Annotated in this window: 12 protein-coding genes; 8 read left to right on the top strand and 4 right to left on the bottom strand. The window is 39.3% G+C overall.

What is annotated here, in order from left to right:
• Nucleotides 1–313 precede the first annotated feature (313 nt).
• Entirely contained in the window at nucleotides 314–1,369 is a 1,056-nt protein-coding gene (locus tag ACFIK6_RS00185; RefSeq protein ID WP_375641434.1) for a DUF2125 domain-containing protein, read from the top strand.
• Nucleotides 1,370–2,683: 1,314 nt separating this feature from the next.
• Here ACFIK6_RS00185 and ACFIK6_RS00180 read toward each other — a convergent pair.
• A complete protein-coding gene (locus ACFIK6_RS00180) occupies nucleotides 2,684–7,393 on the bottom strand; it encodes an NAD-glutamate dehydrogenase (RefSeq protein WP_375677261.1) in 4,710 nt (1,569 codons plus the stop codon).
• Between the two features lie 275 nt (nucleotides 7,394–7,668).
• Between ACFIK6_RS00180 and ACFIK6_RS00175 the strand changes: the two genes are divergently transcribed.
• From ACFIK6_RS00175 to rpsP, 4 genes are all read left to right on the top strand, one after another.
• Nucleotides 7,669–8,319 carry a carbonic anhydrase gene (locus ACFIK6_RS00175; RefSeq protein ID WP_375656924.1) on the top strand — a complete coding sequence of 217 codons (651 nt, stop codon included), beginning with the start codon at nucleotides 7,669–7,671 and terminating at the stop codon, nucleotides 8,317–8,319.
• Nucleotides 8,320–8,555: 236 nt separating this feature from the next.
• Nucleotides 8,556–10,124, top strand: coding sequence for a signal recognition particle protein (gene ffh / locus ACFIK6_RS00170; RefSeq protein WP_375656934.1), 1,569 nt, complete (start codon nucleotides 8,556–8,558; stop codon nucleotides 10,122–10,124).
• Nucleotides 10,125–10,156: 32 nt separating this feature from the next.
• Nucleotides 10,157–10,486, top strand: a complete 330-nt coding sequence (locus tag ACFIK6_RS00165; protein ID WP_375641171.1) for a chorismate mutase — start codon at nucleotides 10,157–10,159, stop codon at nucleotides 10,484–10,486.
• A 16-nt stretch (nucleotides 10,487–10,502) separates the two neighbouring features.
• The gene (gene rpsP, locus ACFIK6_RS00160; RefSeq protein WP_375641169.1) at nucleotides 10,503–10,877 is read left to right on the top strand and encodes a 30S ribosomal protein S16; all 375 of its coding nucleotides are present in this window, start codon (nucleotides 10,503–10,505) and stop codon (nucleotides 10,875–10,877) included.
• A gap of 136 nt (nucleotides 10,878–11,013) precedes the next feature.
• On the opposite strand, the gene ACFIK6_RS00155 is transcribed toward rpsP, so the two are convergent.
• Nucleotides 11,014–11,229, bottom strand: a complete 216-nt coding sequence (locus ACFIK6_RS00155) for a DUF1674 domain-containing protein (protein ID WP_375641167.1) — start codon at nucleotides 11,227–11,229, stop codon at nucleotides 11,014–11,016.
• Nucleotides 11,230–11,312: 83 nt separating this feature from the next.
• On the opposite strand from ACFIK6_RS00155, the gene htpX reads away from it, so the two are divergent.
• The 3 genes from htpX to ACFIK6_RS00140 all read left to right on the top strand — a co-directional run bounded on the left by htpX (nucleotide 11,313) and on the right by ACFIK6_RS00140 (nucleotide 15,563).
• On the top strand, nucleotides 11,313–12,356 hold the full coding sequence (gene htpX, locus ACFIK6_RS00150) for a zinc metalloprotease HtpX (RefSeq protein WP_375641165.1): 1,044 nt from the start codon (nucleotides 11,313–11,315) through the stop codon (nucleotides 12,354–12,356).
• Nucleotides 12,357–12,406: 50 nt separating this feature from the next.
• Nucleotides 12,407–13,771, top strand: coding sequence for an RsmB/NOP family class I SAM-dependent RNA methyltransferase (locus ACFIK6_RS00145; protein WP_375641163.1), 1,365 nt, complete (start codon nucleotides 12,407–12,409; stop codon nucleotides 13,769–13,771).
• A 64-nt stretch (nucleotides 13,772–13,835) separates the two neighbouring features.
• Nucleotides 13,836–15,563, top strand: a complete 1,728-nt coding sequence (locus ACFIK6_RS00140; protein WP_375677260.1) for a heparinase II/III family protein — start codon at nucleotides 13,836–13,838, stop codon at nucleotides 15,561–15,563.
• A gap of 874 nt (nucleotides 15,564–16,437) precedes the next feature.
• Here ACFIK6_RS00140 and ACFIK6_RS00135 read toward each other — a convergent pair.
• Complete coding sequence (locus ACFIK6_RS00135; RefSeq protein WP_375677259.1) at nucleotides 16,438–16,590, bottom strand: DUF1127 domain-containing protein; 153 nt, start codon at nucleotides 16,588–16,590, stop codon at nucleotides 16,438–16,440.
• Nucleotides 16,591–16,939: 349 nt separating this feature from the next.
• The gene (purH, locus tag ACFIK6_RS00130) at nucleotides 16,940–18,559 is read right to left on the bottom strand and encodes a bifunctional phosphoribosylaminoimidazolecarboxamide formyltransferase/IMP cyclohydrolase (RefSeq protein WP_375677258.1); all 1,620 of its coding nucleotides are present in this window, start codon (nucleotides 18,557–18,559) and stop codon (nucleotides 16,940–16,942) included.
• Nucleotides 18,560–19,217: the final 658 nt, after the last annotated feature.

Below are 19,217 nucleotides of genomic sequence, written 5' to 3'. Positions count from 1 at the left end.
AAGGATGTAATGGGTTTTCTTAAAAAGATCTTGCTGGGTGGGCGTATGAGATGCTGTACTTTAGAATGATGTATAGGGACTCCGTGAAGTGGTTAGCAGATAGGATCCGATCGATTAAGAAGTTGGATTGTTTATCAACTGACCGTGGTTAAGAATCTTTGTCCTTTTTAGGGCGGGGAGGAAGTTAAGAGATAAAGAAAGTTTTGATGTTGTCTAAATTCTCTCAAATATCGTCATCACAAAAAAGTTTTTCTTTGGGTTATTTAATTTGTGGGCTCTTTTGTCTTGCTCTGATATTTATTTATAGCACACTCTGGTTTTTTTTTCACGTAAAATAGAAAACTATGTTTCTGATATATTCACAAAAGTATCTTCCCATAATATGGCGGCGGTATGTGAGAATGTGCACAAGGATGGTTATCCTTTACGTGTCGGTGTTGTTTGTGACAAGTTTCAATTTTCTTGGCCTTTACATGGGGTTTCTTTATCGACGGGGCGTTTGACAGCTGGTGCACCAATTTATGCACCTCATTTGATAGAGTTTAATGTTCATTCTCCTGCATTAATTGTTTTTTCTGGAAAAACTTCCATAGTATCGCGTTGGCGCAATTTGGTGATTGAAACGGAACCTTATTGGAAAACAGGTAAAACATTGAAGTTTATAGCTGAGGGGCTTGAAATTTCACCTCTTTCCTCTTCCCTTGAAGATCAAAAGCCTCAAGAAGCATTAGGAGTGCAAACAACAGATAAAAAAACGACACAAGAAAATATAGAAGATCAGGCATCTTTGCAAAATACGCATAACGTGACTATTCAGCCATTAGAGCCAAAAGAAGCTACCCAAAAAATAACGGCAGAATTTTTTCGACTTGATCTTAAACATGAAAAGAATGATTTATCGGGAAATATAACTTTTGACGGTTTTGATATTTCTCGAATTTTTATATCTTCTTTTGTTGATGTCCCCAAAATTGATGGCAATTTGAAAGTGATTTTAAATGACATCTCTTTTCTGTCTGAAGATGAAGGAAAAAATTGGCAACAGCGACTGCATGGAAAAAGTGGACTTTTAAAGCAAAGTGAATTGACTTTTCATACAGGTGGTGGGTTACGTATGAATGGGCCTTTTTCTTTTGATGAAGAAGGATATTTGACAGCAAAATTTGAACTTGTTCTTATTCAGCCTATGAAGCTTCTTGACACTCTGCAGCGCTTATTTCCCGAGCAGGCCAATAATCTTCAAGCGTTATTTTTTATTTTGGGTACACTGCCTAAAAATGCCGATGGCGCTCCTGTTCTTCCCTTGCTCATTAACAATGGGTGGGTAAAATTAGGTTTTTTAAAACTTGGTCGTCTTTCTCCGCTTTAGGTGTTGTACCAAAGCCTTTTTTCATTTTTACCACCAAATTTCGATCTTTTCTGATTTTTACACTTTTTTGCAATTTTAGAGTGTCAAAATCTATTTTAACAAAACACGTATTTAATGGTAAAAAAATAGCTATAAAAATAAAAAATTATTACCTACTCCTAACTAGTCCAACCTCTTTTTCACTTAACTATAAAGTCTTATGTCAAACTACATATAGAAACAATGTTTGTGTGCAAAAAGTGGCATTGTAAAGCATGCTGAATTGCCTTTTTATACAGGTGGTGTGGTACTGTGTTAGGAGCTTTTTTCTTTATGTATGGAATGAGCATCTTGCATATATCTGTTTAGGGTGACCTTTGAAATAGGTAAACAGCCTAGTTGGATGAGAATATGAAGTTGTAAAGGGAGAAAATAAACGTCCATCTTCACTGTCATTTTTTATTTGATTTTACACATTTCAAAAGCAGTTACAGTCATATCTTTTAAATAATGGATTAAGCATATCCTTTTGTTTCTGATGTTTTTTAATGAAGCCAGATGTCTTCCACGTAAAACAGAATATATGTGTATTGCATATTTACACATTTGTTAAAAAATATTTCTCAGTACTTTCTATTTCACGATGTTGCCTATGAATGGTATAATGATAAAACCATTAAGTGCTACCCTCTTTTCGCTTATGGAATAAGAAGCTTAAGGGGGGACACATCATATTTATATTTTCTACCCCCAGTGTTTCTACGGCTTTTGGCATTTGAGGCGGTTTATGAGGGGCATTTTTAGTTCTTTATTTAATGTTTTTTATTTATACAGCTTTCCCATTTGCAACATGCAAGGGGTAATGCGTTTAATTGATTGAATATAAACGGATTGGAAATGAGGCAAACTTAGAATATCAGCTTCTCCTTCAACATAAAAATGATAAAATTATGATTGTAAATCAATATATTATATTTTTGTGTTGAAGAATATTTGACAGTAAAATTTGAATTTATTTTTTATTTTAAGTGCTCTGTCTAAAAATGCGGGATAGCGTCTCCGTTTTTCCCTTACTGATTAGACATGGATGGATAGAACAGGGAAAAAGCTTAGCTATTTTGTACTGCTTTTAAGTCTGAGAGTTGATGTTTTTAGGGTGAGAAATCAATCCTGTTGTTTTTTTGAAATTATTGCAAACAATTCTATTGTGATAAATAGCGAGATTTTTATTATTGGAGCCTTGCCTAAAAATGCAAACTTCCGCTCTCTATTTTTGTTGGTTTGTTGTGGTGGTGGGATAGAACAGGAGATTGAGTGGGCCGTTTTGTATTTGCTTTAGGTTTGAAAGCCAATATTTTGAAGTTGAGAAATCAATCCTGCTGCAAAAGTAAAACGAGAAATATTGAGATCATTTTCAATAAGGGCGCTAATGCGGTTTGTAATGTTGTGAATATGATCTTCTTCTGTTTTTTTCCAAGTGTCAAAAGGATCTTTTTTCTTTCCATAATTTTTGAGAATTTTCATAACGATTTGCCGAAAGCTTTCAGAAACATTTTCTTTGGCTTGGCTTAAAGCCATACTATCATAATAATCTACTACAGGGATTATACGACTTGCTTCGTTAATGCGGTTTATACGAATGATTTGCGCAAGTGAAAAGTAGATCTCTGCGGTTTTAATAAGATCACTGTTGCTTTTTTTTGCAATTAAAGAAATATCACAGATTGTTGAAGCAGCTTCCAGGAGAGCTAATTGTTTCGCTAATGCTTTTGGTGCTCCCTCTTCGCTGTAGTGTAATGCTTTTTCTTCAATCTTTTGCTTAATATCGTTGTTGTGAGAATGCATAAGCTCTTTTTCAATAACGCTACGGGCTTGCTTTATTGTTTTTACAATTTCTTCTAATGGACGTGAGAGATCTATGTTGTGCAAACCCCAATTGGTTGTTTCAAAGAGCATTGGGGTCATTGCTGCGTAGAATTTATTTTGGACAAGACCGGGTATTTTATTATCAAGCTTATCAATTTGCTCAGACAATTGAGGAATTTCGAAACCATCGCGGATGGCAATGAAAACGCGAATAATATTTTCAGTCTTTTGTTCTGTTGCATCGTGTAGTCTATTAACAAAAGTAGGGCCTCCACGATTTACAATATCGTTGGCAATCAGCGTTGCGATAATATTACGACGCAATTGATGGTTAATAACTTCCTTCTTAAAATTTTCTTGAATTTGGGTTGGAAAATAGTTCAGCAAGGCTGTATTGAAATAGTGATCATCAACAATGGGGCTATGAGCAATTTCTTCTTTTAAGGTCAATTTAGCATAGGCAAAAATAACGGCGAGTTCTGGACGGAGAAGACCTTTGCCTTGGGTTGCTCTTTGTCGTAAAATTTGCTCATCAGGGAGTATTTCAACTCTGCGATCTAGAAGCTTTTTTTGTTCCAAATCGTGCATAAAGCGTATTTGATAGGGCAAATCAGTAGTGCTTTGGTTTTCTGCCAAAGAAAGAGCAAGGGGTTGTAGATAATTGTTGCGCAAGACGAGTTGCTCGACTTGAGGTGTCATTTTTTTCAAGAGCTTATTGCGTTCTTCGCGGGTTAACGTTTTGGCACGTAGTGCTGATGCAAGAACAATTTTGAGATTGACCTCAATATCAGAACAATTCACACCAGCAGAATTGTCAATGGCATCTGTATTGCATCGACCACCATTTAAGACATATTCAATCCGCCCACGTTGTGTAACACCAAGATTAGCCCCTTCGCCAATAATTTTTGCACGCACTTGCTCTCCGGTAATGCGTATTGCATCATTTGCACGATCACCTACTTGGGCATCATTTTCTGTTGCAGCACGGATATAAGTACCAATACCACCGAACCATAAAAGATCAACAGGGGCTTTGAGAAGAGCAGAGATAATTTCAAAGGGTGTTCCTGTTTGTTTTTCGAAACCAATGGCTTGTGCTGCTTCAGGTGAGAGAGTAATGGTTTTTTCTTTTCGTGAGAAGATACCACCGCCCTTTGATAATTTGCTTTGATCGTAATCTTGCCAGCTGGAGCGAGGAAGTTTAAAAAGGCGCATACGTTCTGCATAGCTTTCGTCTATGCTTGGATCTGGATCAATAAAGATATCGCGGTGATCAAAAGCGGCAATCAATTTTGTTTGTTTGGAAAGCAGCATTCCATTGCCAAAGACATCACCAGACATATCGCCAACACCGACACAGGTGAAGGGCGTTGTTTGAATATCGTGATTAAATGACTCTCTAAAATGTCTTTTGACGGCTTCCCATGCACCTTTAGCTGTAATACCAATGTCTTTGTGGTCGTAACCTGCTGAGCCTCCAGAGGCAAAAGCATCATCGAGCCAAAAGTGGTTTGCTTGGCTGATGGCGTTGGCTGTATCAGAAAAAGTTGCTGTTCCTTTGTCTGCCGCGACAACAAAATAGGGGTCAGGGTCATCATGACAGATGACATTGTGGGGAGAACTTATTTTGCCGTTAATCAGATTGTCTGTGATGGAGAGCAAAGCTGTGATAAAGTCTGTATAAGCTTGTCGTGCTGCTTCTATGATGACAGCACGGTCATTTGTTTGGGGAAGCCTATGGGGATAGAATCCACCTTTTGCACCTGCAGGAACGATAACCGCATTTTTAACTTGTTGGGCTTTGACTAAGCTAAGCACTTCGGTGCGATAATCTAATGCACGGTCAGACCAACGAATTCCGCCACGAGCGATAGGTCCAAAACGCAAATGAACCCCTTCAACTTCTGGTCCATAAACAAAAATTTCTCGATAAGGGCGTGGTTCAGGCAAACCTTCAATTTGGCGCGGATTTAATTTGGTGGCTAAAATACGCCGTGGACTTCCATCGTCAAGAGGCGTAAAGGCATTCGTTCGTAAACTCGCATCGATAAGGTTACAATAACGGCGTAAAATCAGATCATCATCTAAACCAGAGACTTTCCGTAATTTTTCTTCAATGCGCTTTTGAATGACTTGTTGGTTTTTTCCCCGTTCTTTTTCTGTATGGCTTTGGTGAAATTTTAAATGAAATAAAGCATAAAGATCTTGGGTAATGTCAGGATAAGCATTTAAAGTTTGAGCAACGCGATCTTGCGAATAAGGAATTCCAGCTTGTTGGAGATAGCGCCCATAATGGCGCAAAATAACAATTTCATGCCAATCAAGCTCAGCTGTTTGGGTGAGAGCGTTAAAGCCGTCATTATCAGCATTTTTTGCCCAAATGGCCTCAAAGGTTTCGGCGTGTTTTTGCCCGTTTTTTCCAAAATCGATACAGAGCTGGAAAGTGCTTTCCAGCTGCATATCATGAAGGTACACAGAGTGTCCATAGCCATCTGGTAATTCAAGGGTTTGTTCAGCAATAACGCGAAACCCCATATTTTCAAGGAGTGGTACACGTTTAGAAAGAGCAAGAGCTTCATGGCGGTGAAAAAGCCGAAGAGAAATGGTACATTTTTCTTTGTTTTGTGCGTGATAAAAGTTCACGAAAAGGGGCTTCTCATCATGAAGGTTTAAAATATGTCCAGCATCATTAATAGCGTCTTCGGCTGAAAATAAATCACGATAGCTGTTGGGGAATTCGCTGGCTAGACGTGTTTGTGGCTCTGTTATTTTCTGGGTCAGAGCGATGGCTTGAACTCTGTCTTCCCAACTTCGTGCAATCGAACGTACATGTTGTTCAAGTGTGGAGCGTTCGTGAAGGGGAACAGTTTCATTTCCTTTGCGATGGATGATATAATAGACACGTATAAGGGGGCTTTCCAAAAATAGCGGATAAGATTCAAAAAAGTCGCCTTTATAAAGCTCAACAAAATGTTCGCCAACTTTTTCACGCAGGTTGCTGCTATATTGGTCACGCGGTACGTAGACAAGGATAGAAACAAAGCGCCCAAAAGAATCAGTGTGGGCAAGAACCCGTAAACGTGGGCGCTCATCTAATTGTAGAATAAGTTTAGTGTTTTCTGTCAATGTATCGACATCAGAGCGAAACATTTCATCTCTTGGATAGGTTTCTAAAGCACTGATGAGTGCTTTTCCTGAATAATCGGCGTGATTGTGTCCAAGACGTTGAATAATAGTTCGGGCTTTTTCTTTTAAGAAAGGAATTTGCAAAATAGAACGTGTATAAGCTGAGGAGGTAAAAAGCCCTACGATGCGTAATTCTCCACAGAGTTGGTTTTCTTTATCAAAGATTTTAAGACCAATATAATCGAGCCAAACAGAACGGTGAATTTTGGAGCGGCTGTTAGCTTTTGTCACGATAAACAGATTATCACTTTCCATGAAGGATAAAACTTCTTGAGGAGGTTCTTTCATACTTTCATCGTCAACAATATGAATAGAAGCATCCGTGAGTATACCAAGTTCAATATTACTCGCTGTAAAGGATTTTAGGGGTTTTTGGTCTTTGATGAAGTTGTAAGTGCGCATACCAAGGAAAATGAAATTATCGTCCATTAGCCAGTGAAGAAATTCAATAGCTTTTTCGCCTTCTTGTTTGTAGTGTGGGGGAAGGCTTATTTGGTAGGCATGAATCTGCTTTTCAACTTCTTCAAGCATAGGTTTCCAGTCTTGTACAGCAGCATTAACCTGTTCAAGAACTAAGGTGAGTTCATTTTCAAGTTTTTGTATTTGCTGTTTGTTTAATGACTCGATGTGAATTTGCATCAGACTGATGCGTTTTCCAGAAGCACAATCAATAATGGGGTGTGCAATCAAATAGATATGGTTTTTGTGTTGATTAAAAACATTTAAAATAGAATCGAGAAGGAAGGGTTTGTTATCATTGACAAGCGTGATAACGGTTATAGGTCTGTTACTACGGGTTAAATTTTGCTCAAAGCAGATGGTATTTTTTCCCGTCTGATGGAGATTAAAAGCTTTTACCGCGATGGCTGTAGCTTTTTGAAGTTCTTCATTTTCATAATAAGTAATATCTTCTTTATCGGTTTGGGCAAAAAGGATTTGTTCTATTTTATCTTGGGTGTTTTTTGTTTCTGTTTTTTTCTGTTGCAACACGTTCACTCTCCCTTTTTGCTCTTAAGGGGTCTTTTCTTCTCTTTTTAAAAGCAGACCATTATATTTTTTATATACTGTAACACCTTCTTTCTGAAGAAAATAGCTCTTTATTTGGAAAGAATGAGTTTGTTTTTGCTATTTTTTAGTAATATTTTGTACTTTAAAAAAATATTTTGCTTCAAGGGAAGGGCGTTTTTAGTATTTTTGTATGTTAATAGTTTGTTTTTTAAAATATACAAAATGAAAGTAAAAAAAGAAGCAAAAGTAAAGAGAGAATGGCGCATTTACCAGAAAGACTTTTGAGTGGTTACCAAAACTTTATAAACAATCATTTTTTATATAAAATAGCACATTATCAGCAATTGGCGATTGAGGGACAGAAACCTGAAGTTTTGGTCATTGCTTGTTGTGATTCGCGTGCAGTACCAGAAATGATTTTTGATGCTAAGCCAGGAGAAATTTTCACCCTGCGCAACGTGGCAAATGTGGTTCCTCCTTTTTCTCCTGATGACCAATATCATGCAACATCAGCAGCTCTTGAATATGCTGTGCAATTGCTTAAGGTGAAACATATTGTCGTTTTTGGTCATGCCCATTGTGGAGGCGTTCATACTGCTCTTAAGGAGACATATAAATCTTTATCATCAAATGATTTTATTGGTCAATGGATAAGTCTCTTAGCACCAGCAGCAGAAATCGTTTTGAATAATAAGTCGCTGTCGTGGCCAGAAAAACAGACGGCATTAGAGCAGCTTTCTATTCGTCATTCGTTGAGAAATTTAGAGACGTTTCCATGGATAAAGCTTCGCAAAGATCAAGGTTTTTTGACATTGCATGGGGTTTGGTTTGATATCTCTAGCGGAAAATTATGGAGTATGGAACAGGAAACAGGTTGTTTTATGCGTGTTGAAGTTGAAAGTTTTTAAGTATAGTATTTGCTGTTTTTATTTCTTCGTATAAAAAGACATTTTATGATAAAACTTGACAAAGCTGGGGTTTTATTGTTTGAAGGAGCAAGCTTTCAGTGACAAAATTAACTTGGAGCCACCGACTGAGACCCCAGTTTAAGGGTATAAAGAGATCTCAGAGGTCAACATCCGACGGCGCGATGCGTTCTCGGATGCTATTTTGGTTTGTTTGTTATGCAACAATGAGGTAAATGATGTTTGAATCCTTGCAAGAGCGACTCGGTTCTATTCTGTCTCATTTGACGGGACGTGGCGCTTTATCGGATCAGGATGTTGTAGAGGCGCTGCGTGAAATTCGTCGCGCTTTATTGGAAGCTGATGTTGCTCTTGATGTTGTACGCTCTTTTACCGATAGGGTTCGGGAAAAAGCGGTTGGGGCCGAAATCGTTAAATCAATTAAACCAGGCCAGATGGTGGTTAAAATTGTTCATGATGAATTGGTTCATATTCTTGGAAATGAAAGCGTTCTGAGTGATTTAAATGCACCAGCTCCAGTTGTTATCATGATGATTGGTTTGCAAGGTTCCGGAAAAACAACCACAACAGCAAAGCTTGCAAAACGGTTTACTGATAAGCATAATAAAAAAGTTCTCATGGCATCATTAGATACACGCCGTCCCGCTGCACAGGAGCAATTGCGCCAATTGGGAGAGCAGGAAAAACTTGCAAGCTTGCCTATTATTGCGGGACAGCTGCCTGTTGATATTGCATCGCGTGCCGTGCAGGCTGCTAAATTGGGTGGTTATGACGTGCTTCTTCTTGACACAGCAGGACGTAATCATATTGACGAATCTTTGATGCTTGAATTGGCTGAAATTAAAGCATGTTCCCTTCCTCATGAGATTATGTTGGTAGCTGATAGTTTGACGGGGCAAGATGCCGTTCATCTTGCTCGTTCTTTTGATGAGCGTGTAGGGATTACAGGGATTATTTTAACACGGATGGATAGTGATGGGCGTGGTGGTGCTGCTCTTTCTATGCGTGCTGTTACAGGTAAACCAATTAAAGCAATTGGAACTGGTGAAAAAATAGATGCTTTAGAAGAATTTCATCCCAGTCGTATTGCTGATCGTATTCTCGGAATGGGGGATATTGTTTCTTTGGTTGAAAAAGCTGCTGAAACAATGGATCATGAGAAAGCTGCTGCTTTTGCAAAAAAAATGCAAGCCGGAAAATTTGATCTGAATGATCTTGCAGAACAGTTGCAGAAAATGAAAAAACTGGGTGGAATGGGCGGTATTATGGGCATGTTGCCAGGAATGGGGAAGGTCAAAGAGCAGATTGCGGCTGCGGGGTTTGATGATCGTTTGTTTGATCGTCAATTGGCCATTATTTCATCTATGACACCGAAAGAGCGGGCGAATCCAGAGCTTTTAAAACATAGCCGCAAACAGAGAATTGCTAAGGGATCTGGTACAACGGCAGCTGATATTAATAAACTTTTGAAGATGTATCGCCAAATGGCTGATATGATGAAAGCCATGGGTGGTAAAGGAAAAAGTGGTTTGATGGGAAAAATGTTGGGAGGACTTGGTTCCAAAATGGGTTTTGGTGGTATGGGAAACTTGGGAGGGGATTCTCCAGCTATGCCGGATTTGTCGGGATTGGATCCCAAGCAATTCTCAACGCTTCAAAAGCAAATTGAAAATGGTAATGGAGGGAAGCTCTTGCCCGGACTTCCCAAGCGTGGACCTACGTTTCCTGGTCTTTCTAATGGCATTGCCGATGGGGGAAAATTTCCTCAGCATCCTAAGAAAAGATAAGATGTAAAGATGTAAAGAGGGAAAGGAATATAATGCAGGAAACAGTATTAAACGAATTGGCACATTTACGAGCATCTATTGATAATTTTGATGCAACCTTGATTCATATCTTAGCAGAGCGTTTTCGTTGTACGAAAGCTGTTGGGCGTTTAAAAGCGCGTTATGATTTGCCTAAAGTAGATCCTCTGCGTGAGCAATATCAGGTAGCGCGTTTGCGGCAATTGGCTATAGATAGTGATCTTGATCCTGACTTTGCTGAAAGATTTTTAAAATTTATTATTAAAGAAGTTGTGAGTCATCATGAAGTTATTTCTGAAGAGCAAAAAACAAAAAAAGTCAATTTAAACGAAAGCCAGAGCTGACAATAGGAGATAAAATATGGCATTGAAAATTCGTTTGTCCCGTGGAGGTTCAAAAAAACGTCCTTACTATCATATCGTCGTTGCAGATGTTCGTAGTCCGCGCGATGGGCGGTTTCTTGAACGTGTTGGTGCATGGGATCCAATGTTGCCTAAAGATGGACCGAGGGTGAAACTTAATGAAGAACGTATTCAATATTGGCTTGGGCAAGGGGCTCAACCAACAGATCGCGTTTTACGGTTTTTAGATGCAGCTGGCTTGAAAAAGCGTCCAACTCGTAATAATCCACATAAAGGTGAACCGGGTAAAAAGGCACAAGAACGTATAGCAGCAGCAAAGCAAGCGGAAGAAGAAGCAGCAGCAGCGGTTGAAGCAGAATCTGCTTCAGCATAAGAAGCATGATTGTTTAATCAACGTGTTTTTAAAAGCTTTAGAAAAATAAATATTATCCGTTTTTGTCTATCAAAAACGGATTTTCTTTAAAAAGCTGCTTGTTTAAACAGCGTTGGTTTTTTAAAAATCAATGGTTTTAAAAGTCAATAGCGCGGCCTTTAATTTCCCAGTCTCCATAGCGGGAAGGGTCTTTGCCGCCACGTCCGCCGTTTTCTAAAGGTTGTTCTTTTTTTGCTGCGCTTTTTCGCCGTTCTTCAGCTTCTTTAAGGGCGCGTTGTGCTGCGGGAGAAAGAGATTGCTGTTTAACGACAGTTGCATTTTTTTTGCTTGTTTTTCCATCTTTTTTATTCATTTTACACCTATTCCATTGAAGAAGCAGAAAGAAAACACCATCATATAATATTGATTGACTTTTATCATGGAGTTTTTTGAGTAATGAATATAATGCGTACAGCCATGCTTTTGGCTTTTTTAACTGCTCTCTTTATGGGAGTTGGTTATCTTGTTGGAGGGGGCGGTGGCATGGTCATTGCTCTTTTGATGGCAAGTGGTTTAAACTTTTTTTCTTATTGGAATTCGGATAAAATTGTTTTACGCATGTACGGGGCGCGTGAAGTTGATCAGCATTCAGCACCAGTTTATTATAAGATTGTAAGCGATTTAGCGCAAAGGGCTTCTCTTCCTCAACCAAAGGTTTATGTTATTGAGAATGCGCAGCCAAATGCTTTTGCGACGGGACGTAATCCGCAAAATGCTGCTGTTGCTGCAAGTACTGGGTTGTTAGAGCGGTTAAGCGCTGAGGAAATTGCCGGCGTTATGGCGCATGAGCTCGCACATATTGAGCATCGTGATACCTTAACAATGACTTTAACCGCAACGATTGCAGGGGCAATTTCAATGCTTGGTAATTTTGCTTTCTTTATGGGAGGGCAGCGCAACTCTTCAGAAGATTCTCATGGCGCTGGGGCAATTGGAGGATTTATTGCATTGCTCGTGGCACCTTTTGCAGCGATGTTGGTGCAAATGGCGATTAGTCGTACGCGTGAATATGCTGCGGATCGGAGAGGGGCTGAAATATGTGGCAATCCTTTATGGTTGGCTTCGGCATTGCGTAAGATTGCTGATGGGGGACGTGGGGTATATAATGAAGAAGCAGAGCATAATCCAGCAACTGCGCATCTGTTTATTATTAATCCTTTGAGCGGTGAGGGAGCGGATAGTCTTTTTTCTACACATCCAGCAACTGCAAATCGTATTGCTGCTCTTTATCAGCAAGCAGAAGAGATGAAAGGGGCTCTTGCCAAAAGTGTGGGATGGAATAAAGAAGACACTATGCATGAAAAAAGCAGCGGGATGAACTATGGAGATTTTCATAGTGGTCAGGCTCATGCATTAGGTGAGCAAGAAAACAATTCTTTTCAGCGTGTTACAAAACGTCCTTCTTGGCTTCGTTATGAAAATTCAAAAAGATCTCGTTGATAGAGTTATTGAGGGGGTTTTAAAGGAAACAGTGATATAAAGGTGGTGTTTTGAAACACAAAAAAGCGGGGCATGTGTCTGAAAAAAATGTTCCAGGATTAGCTGTTCGACAGGTGTGTGTGCGTCTTTTGGGGGCGGTAGTTGATAAGTACACGCCTCTGTCTGGTTTGACGGATAATGAACACGGACATCCACAATATTTAAAGCTTTCACAACGAGATCGTTTGTTATGTCGGGCTATTTTAACAGCTTCATTGCGTCATCGAGGGCAGATTACGGCAGCTCTCTCACGCCTTTTGGCGCGTCCTTTGCCTTCACAAGCACTTTCACTCCAGCATCTTTTGCATATCAGTGTTGCACAAATTCTTTATCTTGATATTCCCGATCATGCGGCTATTGATTTAGCTGTGCGTGTGGCGAAACTTGACCCTCGAATGCGTCGTTTTTCAGGGGTGGTGAATGCTCTTTTGCGCAATATTGCACGTGAGGCGATGCCCTTATGCCAACAAGTTCCTACCATTGAAGGTGTGCCAGCGTGGTTTGGACAGCTTTTAATGTCAGCTTATGGAACAGAAAAGGCGCATCAGATTATAGCAATTCAAAGTGTGGAACCCCCATTCGATTTAACAGTGAAATCTGACAGTGTTGGATGGGCTAAAAGGCTTGGCGGTGTGGTGTTGCCCAATGGTTCTGTTCGATTGAATCGTCTAGAGTGTTCTGTTTCTGATTTACCAGGCTATAGTGAAGGAACTTGGTGGGTTCAAGATTTTGCTGCAGCGTTGCCTGCTTGTTTACTAGGAGAACTTCGGGGTAAACGAGTTGCTGACCTTTGTGCGAGCCCTGGGGGGAAAACAGCACAATTGGCTTTACAAGGGGCAGAGGTAACAGCAATTGAGCTTTCTGCTAACCGCGTAAAGCGTTTAAAAGAAAATATGGAACGGCTTCATTTTTCAGTCAACATTTGGCAAGGCGATGTGAGGAATTTCCATCCCCCACAGCTTTTTGATGCGGTTCTTCTTGACGCTCCTTGTTCTTCTACTGGAACGATCCGTCGTCATCCAGATATTTTATGGACGAAATCGAGAGATGATATCGTCAAGTTAGCGGCGTTTCAACATGATTTGCTTGTCGGGGCAATTTCTTTGGTGAAGGTGGGGGGACGGATTGTTTTTTCCAATTGTTCATTGGCAAGAGAAGAAGGTGAAGATCTTATTGAGAAAATTTTATCGACACGCAATGACATCGTTTTAGAACCTATTTATCCAGAGGAAATGGGAGCGCTGGCACATTTGCTTTGTGGGGGGATGTTACGTACAACGCCTGCGGATTTTTGTCATAAAAATTTTGATGCTGAGAACACCGCATTTTTAGGAATGGATGGTTTTTTCGCTGCGCGCTTACGAAAAATTGCTTAATTAACGCTTCATTTACGAAAATGGTCGAAATTGTATTTGATTCAGCATAAATGGAGATGAAATTTTGGCGGTTGCGGTAAAAGCTCCTCAGGTAAAAGTGGCGGCCTGTATCGATACGATACAGAATGTTATGCGGCGTTTATGGGTTGGACCATTGTTTCGTTGGCGATTTTCAGGGTTTCGTCCTCATAAAATTTTAGCGCATCCCATGGATTTGCATGTAGCAGACCCTATGATGGCGCATGAATTTTATCATGGTCGTTTTGCTTTTGCTGGTCACATTGTTCATTCTGGTGCTGTTTCGCCGTTTTCATTGGTTTCACCAACGCTAGAATGGGAAGCGGCTCTACATGATTTTCATTGGTTGCGCCATATGGAGGCAGCAGGAAGTGATTTAGCTTCTGCACATGCACGCTCTCTTTTAGAAGATTGGTTTGACCATGCTGGCAAGAAGGTAAAAGGACTTGCTTGGAGTGGTCCTGTTGTGGCGCGGCGCTTGATTTCATGGATTTGTCATTCGAAAATGTTGTTAGAAGGGGCAAGTGAGCGGTTTGAAAAACGCTTTTTACGTGCACTTGGTTTGCAATTTCGTTATTTGCGCGTAACAATTTGCAGTATGGAGCACAATGATCAACGTTTACAAGCAGCAGTGGCTTTGACGTTCGCATCTCTTGCTTTGCCTGTTTCTGAGGCAGTGAAAAAAAAGACACAAACCACACTTATAGAGGAGCTTTCACGTCAAATTCTAGTTGATGGTGGGCATATTTCCCGTAGTCCTGTTATTTTGCTGAATTTGTTATCAGATTTATTATCGTTACGGCATCTTTTTATGCGTAGCAATGAAACAGCACCCCGTATTTTGATTGATTCTGTTGAGCGTATGTTGCCAGCTTTACGATTCTTTATCCATGAGGATCAAACGTTGGCCCATTTTAATGGGGTTGGGCCTCTTGTGTCGGAACGGTTATCATCACTTTTGGAGCTTGATGAAACAGGAGGGCATCCTTTTAGTTATGCCCGTTATTCAGGATTTCAGCGCTTAAAAGCCAATCAAACAACAGTGCTTGCAGATACAGGAAAGTTTCCACCCCGCTTTGTAGCACAGCAGGCTTGTTCGGGGTGTTTGTCTTTTGAAATGTCTTCACAAGGGCACCGTTTTATTATCAATACCGGTGTTAATCCGGATGGGCGGGAAGATTATCGACATTTAGGACGTGTTACTGCAGCGCATTCAACAGCTACGCTTAATGATTGTTCAGTAGGTGCTTTTTATCAGAAAAGGAAAAATGGCGCGCCATTTTTGTTTGATGGACCAACAGATGTTCAAGTGCGCCGTATAGAGGATTCAGAGAAGACGGGTTTTATTGCGAGTCATAATGGTTATGTGCGACCCTTTAATCTTATTCATGAGCGTGGTCTTATTTTGGCGACAAATGGAGATATGATTGAGGGTTTTGATCGCTTTTTTATGCCAAATAAAGGGGGAAAGAGACACAAGAGTGTGCAAAATGAACAGAATAATGTTGCTGTTCGGTTTCATCTTCATCCACAAGTTGAAGTTAATTATGATGGCGAACGTGTGTGTTTAGCCGTAAAAAACGAGAACGCGAAGAGCGAACAAGTATGGTATTTTATATCGCCTGACGCAGATATTTGTCTTGAAGATTCTATTGATTTTGCAGAATCAACAGGTCCACAACGGACACAACAGATTGTTTTATATTTTCGCCCTGCATTTCAGGAAAAAGTTCGTTGGCGTTTTATCCGTGAAGCGTTTGATAAAAAATCATAACATTGTTCTAACCCATAGTATATTGCGTTTTATCTTACGTGTCGCAAAACATTATCGTTTATTGTGGTAATATTCTTAAAATTTGAAGATCATATAAATTTTATACATGAAGCATTGTGTTAGAGTATAGGTTGGATGTTTTTAGGCAGGTTTGCTCATAGAATCTCATGAGGTGATGCTAAGAGGGATTGGCTCCAAAAAAAAGGTTTTTTGACAAACCATTGTTGACAGATGCGTACCAGTTAAAGATCTTCATTCTTTAAAGATATGGAGAGAAAATTAAGCTGTTGCTTATCTTCGATAAGTTCTTAAGAGTACTGTTGGGATCAATATTTATTTCTGAGAGAGTTGCATTAATAGGGGCACGCTTCTCACGAAAAAAGAGCGCTGTTGTATTGCATATTCATGAACTTATTTTAAAGAAAAACCCCTTTACGCTTATGAAGGAGCAATTCGGCACCATCGCACTATTATCTCATCAGTGTCCAATCTAACAGCTCTTGGCACTAGAGATGGTTCATAAGAAGCATTTTTAGCCTTTTCTTAATAGTTTTTATCCACACAGGACTCCCCGCTTGTAACGTGCAAGCGAATGTTTTGGTTGATACAACATACATAAATTTTAAGTGAGAGAATTCTACGGTATTCGGGGTTCTAATTCAACATTAACGCTAAATTGTCATTATAAATCAAATAATAAATCAAATGTTGTATATCACAGAAGTACTGAGAATTTGAAAAACAACACGCAGCAACGCCCAAGAAAAAACTCTTCTGCTCTTCGTTATTATACTGAAAATGAAGGCGTAATAACAAACCACAAAATACACGTTTTCTCATAGCAAAGCATTCTCTCAAATATCTCAAAAAATTTTCATAAAGATTTACGCGAATAACGTCGTGCAATCGAATCAATATCACCTCGACAAATTCCAAGATCGCTGAGTTCATATGCTGAAAGACGACTTAATGCATTAACGGTCCGACGATAACGGCGCCAATTACTATAAAAACGTAGAATATTCATATCCTCTACTCAAACTTTTCATTACACTCTTTAGTTTAAGAATAGAGCATATTACTAAAAAGAGTTGTGTTATAATATCATAACAGGTATGCATCTACATACAAGATAACATCCCTTTAACATTTTCCTCATGTGAAAGGGCAACCATTAAAAATATCAACAAAAACAATATTCTCTCCTTAAACAATGGCTAAATTATGTGCATTTTCTTCGGTGATAAACTTCTTCACGTGTAGATTCTTTGGATTGAATAACTGCTTTCATTTCAACAGTTATCAATAGTCATACGATGATTATGAAAAATTCCTTGAAATATTTGTCTCATATGAAGAGGGAATCAGCAAAACTATTAATGTCGGAAGTGTCGTGTTCCTGTAAAAACCATTGCTAAACCCTGCGCATCAGCAGCAGTGATAACTTCTTCATCACGCATGGAGCCTCCTGGTTGAATAACTGCTGTTGCCCCTGCTTCAGCTGCTGCTAATAAACCATCTGCAAAAGGAAAAAATGCATCTGATGCAACAACTGATCCTTTTGTGAGGGGTTCTGTTAAGCCGGCTCTTTGAGCACTTTCTGCTGCTTTACTTGCAGCAATTTTTGCTGAATCGATGCGGCTCATTTGTCCGGCTCCAATTCCAACTGTTGCGCTATTTTTTGCGTACACAATAGCATTTGATTTAACGTGTTTTGCTACACGAAAAGCAAATTGAAGATCACGCATTTCATCTTGAGTTGGTGCCCGCTTTGTCACTACTTGCAATTTAAGATCATCAACCACCACGTTATCACGTGATTGCACTAAAATTCCTCCTGCAAGTGTTTTCGCAAGAAGTCCTCCACAGCGTGGATCAGGAACTCCACCTGTAATGAGCAAACGAAGATTTTTTTTCTTGGCGATAATTTCACGTGCCGCCATTGTGGCATCAGGAGCAATAATCACTTCTGTGAAAATTTTAACAATCTCTTCAGCACATTCTTCATCAAGGGTTTGATTTAAAGCAACAATTCCACCAAATGCCGATACATTATCACACATAAGAGCTTTCAAATAAGCTTCTTTCAAATTTTCTCCTTCCGCAACACCACAAGGATTGGCATGTTTAATAAGAGCGACAGCAGCGGTTTTTTGCGGATCAAATTCTGCCACAAGCTCAAAGGCTGCATCTGTGTCATTCAGATTGTTATAAGAAAGTGCTTTGCCTTGTAAAAGTTTTGCTGTTGCAATACCAAAACGTTTTTCATTATTGCGATAAAATGCTGCCTGTTGATGTGGATTTTCCCCATAGCGCATAACACTTTCAAGATGACCAGAAAAACTCTGCCACGATGGAATTTCAATTTTTAAATCCTGTGCAAACCACGATGCTATTGCCGTATCATAGGCAGCGGTGTGTGCATAAGCGCGCATTGCTAGCTGATGACGCATAGATAAGCTTAAACATCCATTATGCTGCTTTAATTCAGCTAGAATCGAATCATAATCTTTTATCGCTGTTACAACACCAGTATAAGCATAATTTTTTGCCGCGGCGCGAATCATCGCCGGTCCACCGATATCAATATTTTCAAGAATTGTTTGCCTATCGGCTCCCGATAGGATCGTCTCTTCAAACGGATAAAGATTCACCACCAAAAGATCAATTCCATGAATGTTGTTCTTTTCCATAGCTTCTCTATGGCTAGGATCTTCTCTTACCCCTAATAAAGCACCATGAATCAAAGGATGGAGTGTTTTCACACGCCCATCCATTATTTCAGGAAATCCGGTAACTTCAGCAACATCTTTTACGGGTAAACCAGCAGCTATGAGGGTTTTGGCTGTTCCTCCTGTTGAGATCAATTCAACATTGTAAGTAGCGTGAAGGGCTTGTGCAAAAGCAACCACACCCGTTTTATCAGACACAGAAAAGAGAACACGACGAACCCGATGAAGATCAGGTATGGGAAAATTTTTGGCAACAACACCCATAACAGAAGCCTTAAAAATGAAAGAGTTAAAATTCTAGCAAAAGAAGCTTATATATTTATAGCATAAGCCTTTAGCAAAATACACTGAAAGGATAAACTGTCTTTTTAGAATATAGGATGATTCATCTTTTTTTATTATCCTGTAAAAACCTCTTATTTAAGGTGTGGTGATAGGTATAAAAGTCTCATCGAGACATTAAATGTTTTTTTGTTGCTTATAACTCAACATCTTATCTTCATAGCAGTTTTGAAACAAAAAATGCTTCCGTATATTCTCTGCTATATTAGCTTTTATACTAGATGAAGGCGAAAGTATTGCGTATATCAATTGGAGTAATCTCTGAAATGGGAAACAATCTAATGAGGCAGGAATATCAAATTATAAAGGCAAAAATGAGTGCCTATCCTTCCTATCATTTTTAAATTTGGCTTTATGTTTTTCAAAAGCTTTTATGACAATGTTTTTAAGAGTGAATTTTTTATAGAGTGGAGATAATGTATTGCTTCACATTTTTGTGTATTACATTTTTAATGAATTAATCCTCGTTTTATGATGATTTTTTTGAAGAGTATCGCGTAAATTTTTTGTGTGGACGGTATAAAGATCCATTGTTCGCCTATGATCTTTATTTAACAAAGGCGCAAGTTAGTAGCGTTTA

The sequence above is a fragment of the Bartonella sp. AS69XJJH genome, assembly GCF_042195585.1.
Lineage (GTDB): Bacteria > Pseudomonadota > Alphaproteobacteria > Rhizobiales > Rhizobiaceae > Bartonella.
The sequence above is the reverse complement of the archived record's forward strand: the minus strand, read 5'-3'. Positions and strand labels throughout refer to the sequence as shown.

Bases quoted from the DNA above. Each gene is read 5' to 3' on its own strand.
- ACFIK6_RS00175 (WP_375656924.1), top strand. From the start codon at position 7,669: ATGGCGCATTTACCAGAAAGACTTTTGAGTGGTTACCAAAACTTTATA.
- ffh (WP_375656934.1), top strand. From the start codon at position 8,556: ATGTTTGAATCCTTGCAAGAGCGACTCGGTTCTATTCTGTCTCATTTG.
- ACFIK6_RS00165 (WP_375641171.1), top strand. From the start codon at position 10,157: ATGCAGGAAACAGTATTAAACGAATTGGCACATTTACGAGCATCTATT.
- rpsP (WP_375641169.1), top strand. From the start codon at position 10,503: ATGGCATTGAAAATTCGTTTGTCCCGTGGAGGTTCAAAAAAACGTCCT.
- ACFIK6_RS00155 (WP_375641167.1), bottom strand. From the start codon at position 11,229: ATGAATAAAAAAGATGGAAAAACAAGCAAAAAAAATGCAACTGTCGTT.
- htpX (WP_375641165.1), top strand. From the start codon at position 11,313: ATGAATATAATGCGTACAGCCATGCTTTTGGCTTTTTTAACTGCTCTC.
- ACFIK6_RS00135 (WP_375677259.1), bottom strand. From the start codon at position 16,590: ATGAATATTCTACGTTTTTATAGTAATTGGCGCCGTTATCGTCGGACC.
- purH (WP_375677258.1), bottom strand. From the start codon at position 18,559: ATGGGTGTTGTTGCCAAAAATTTTCCCATACCTGATCTTCATCGGGTT.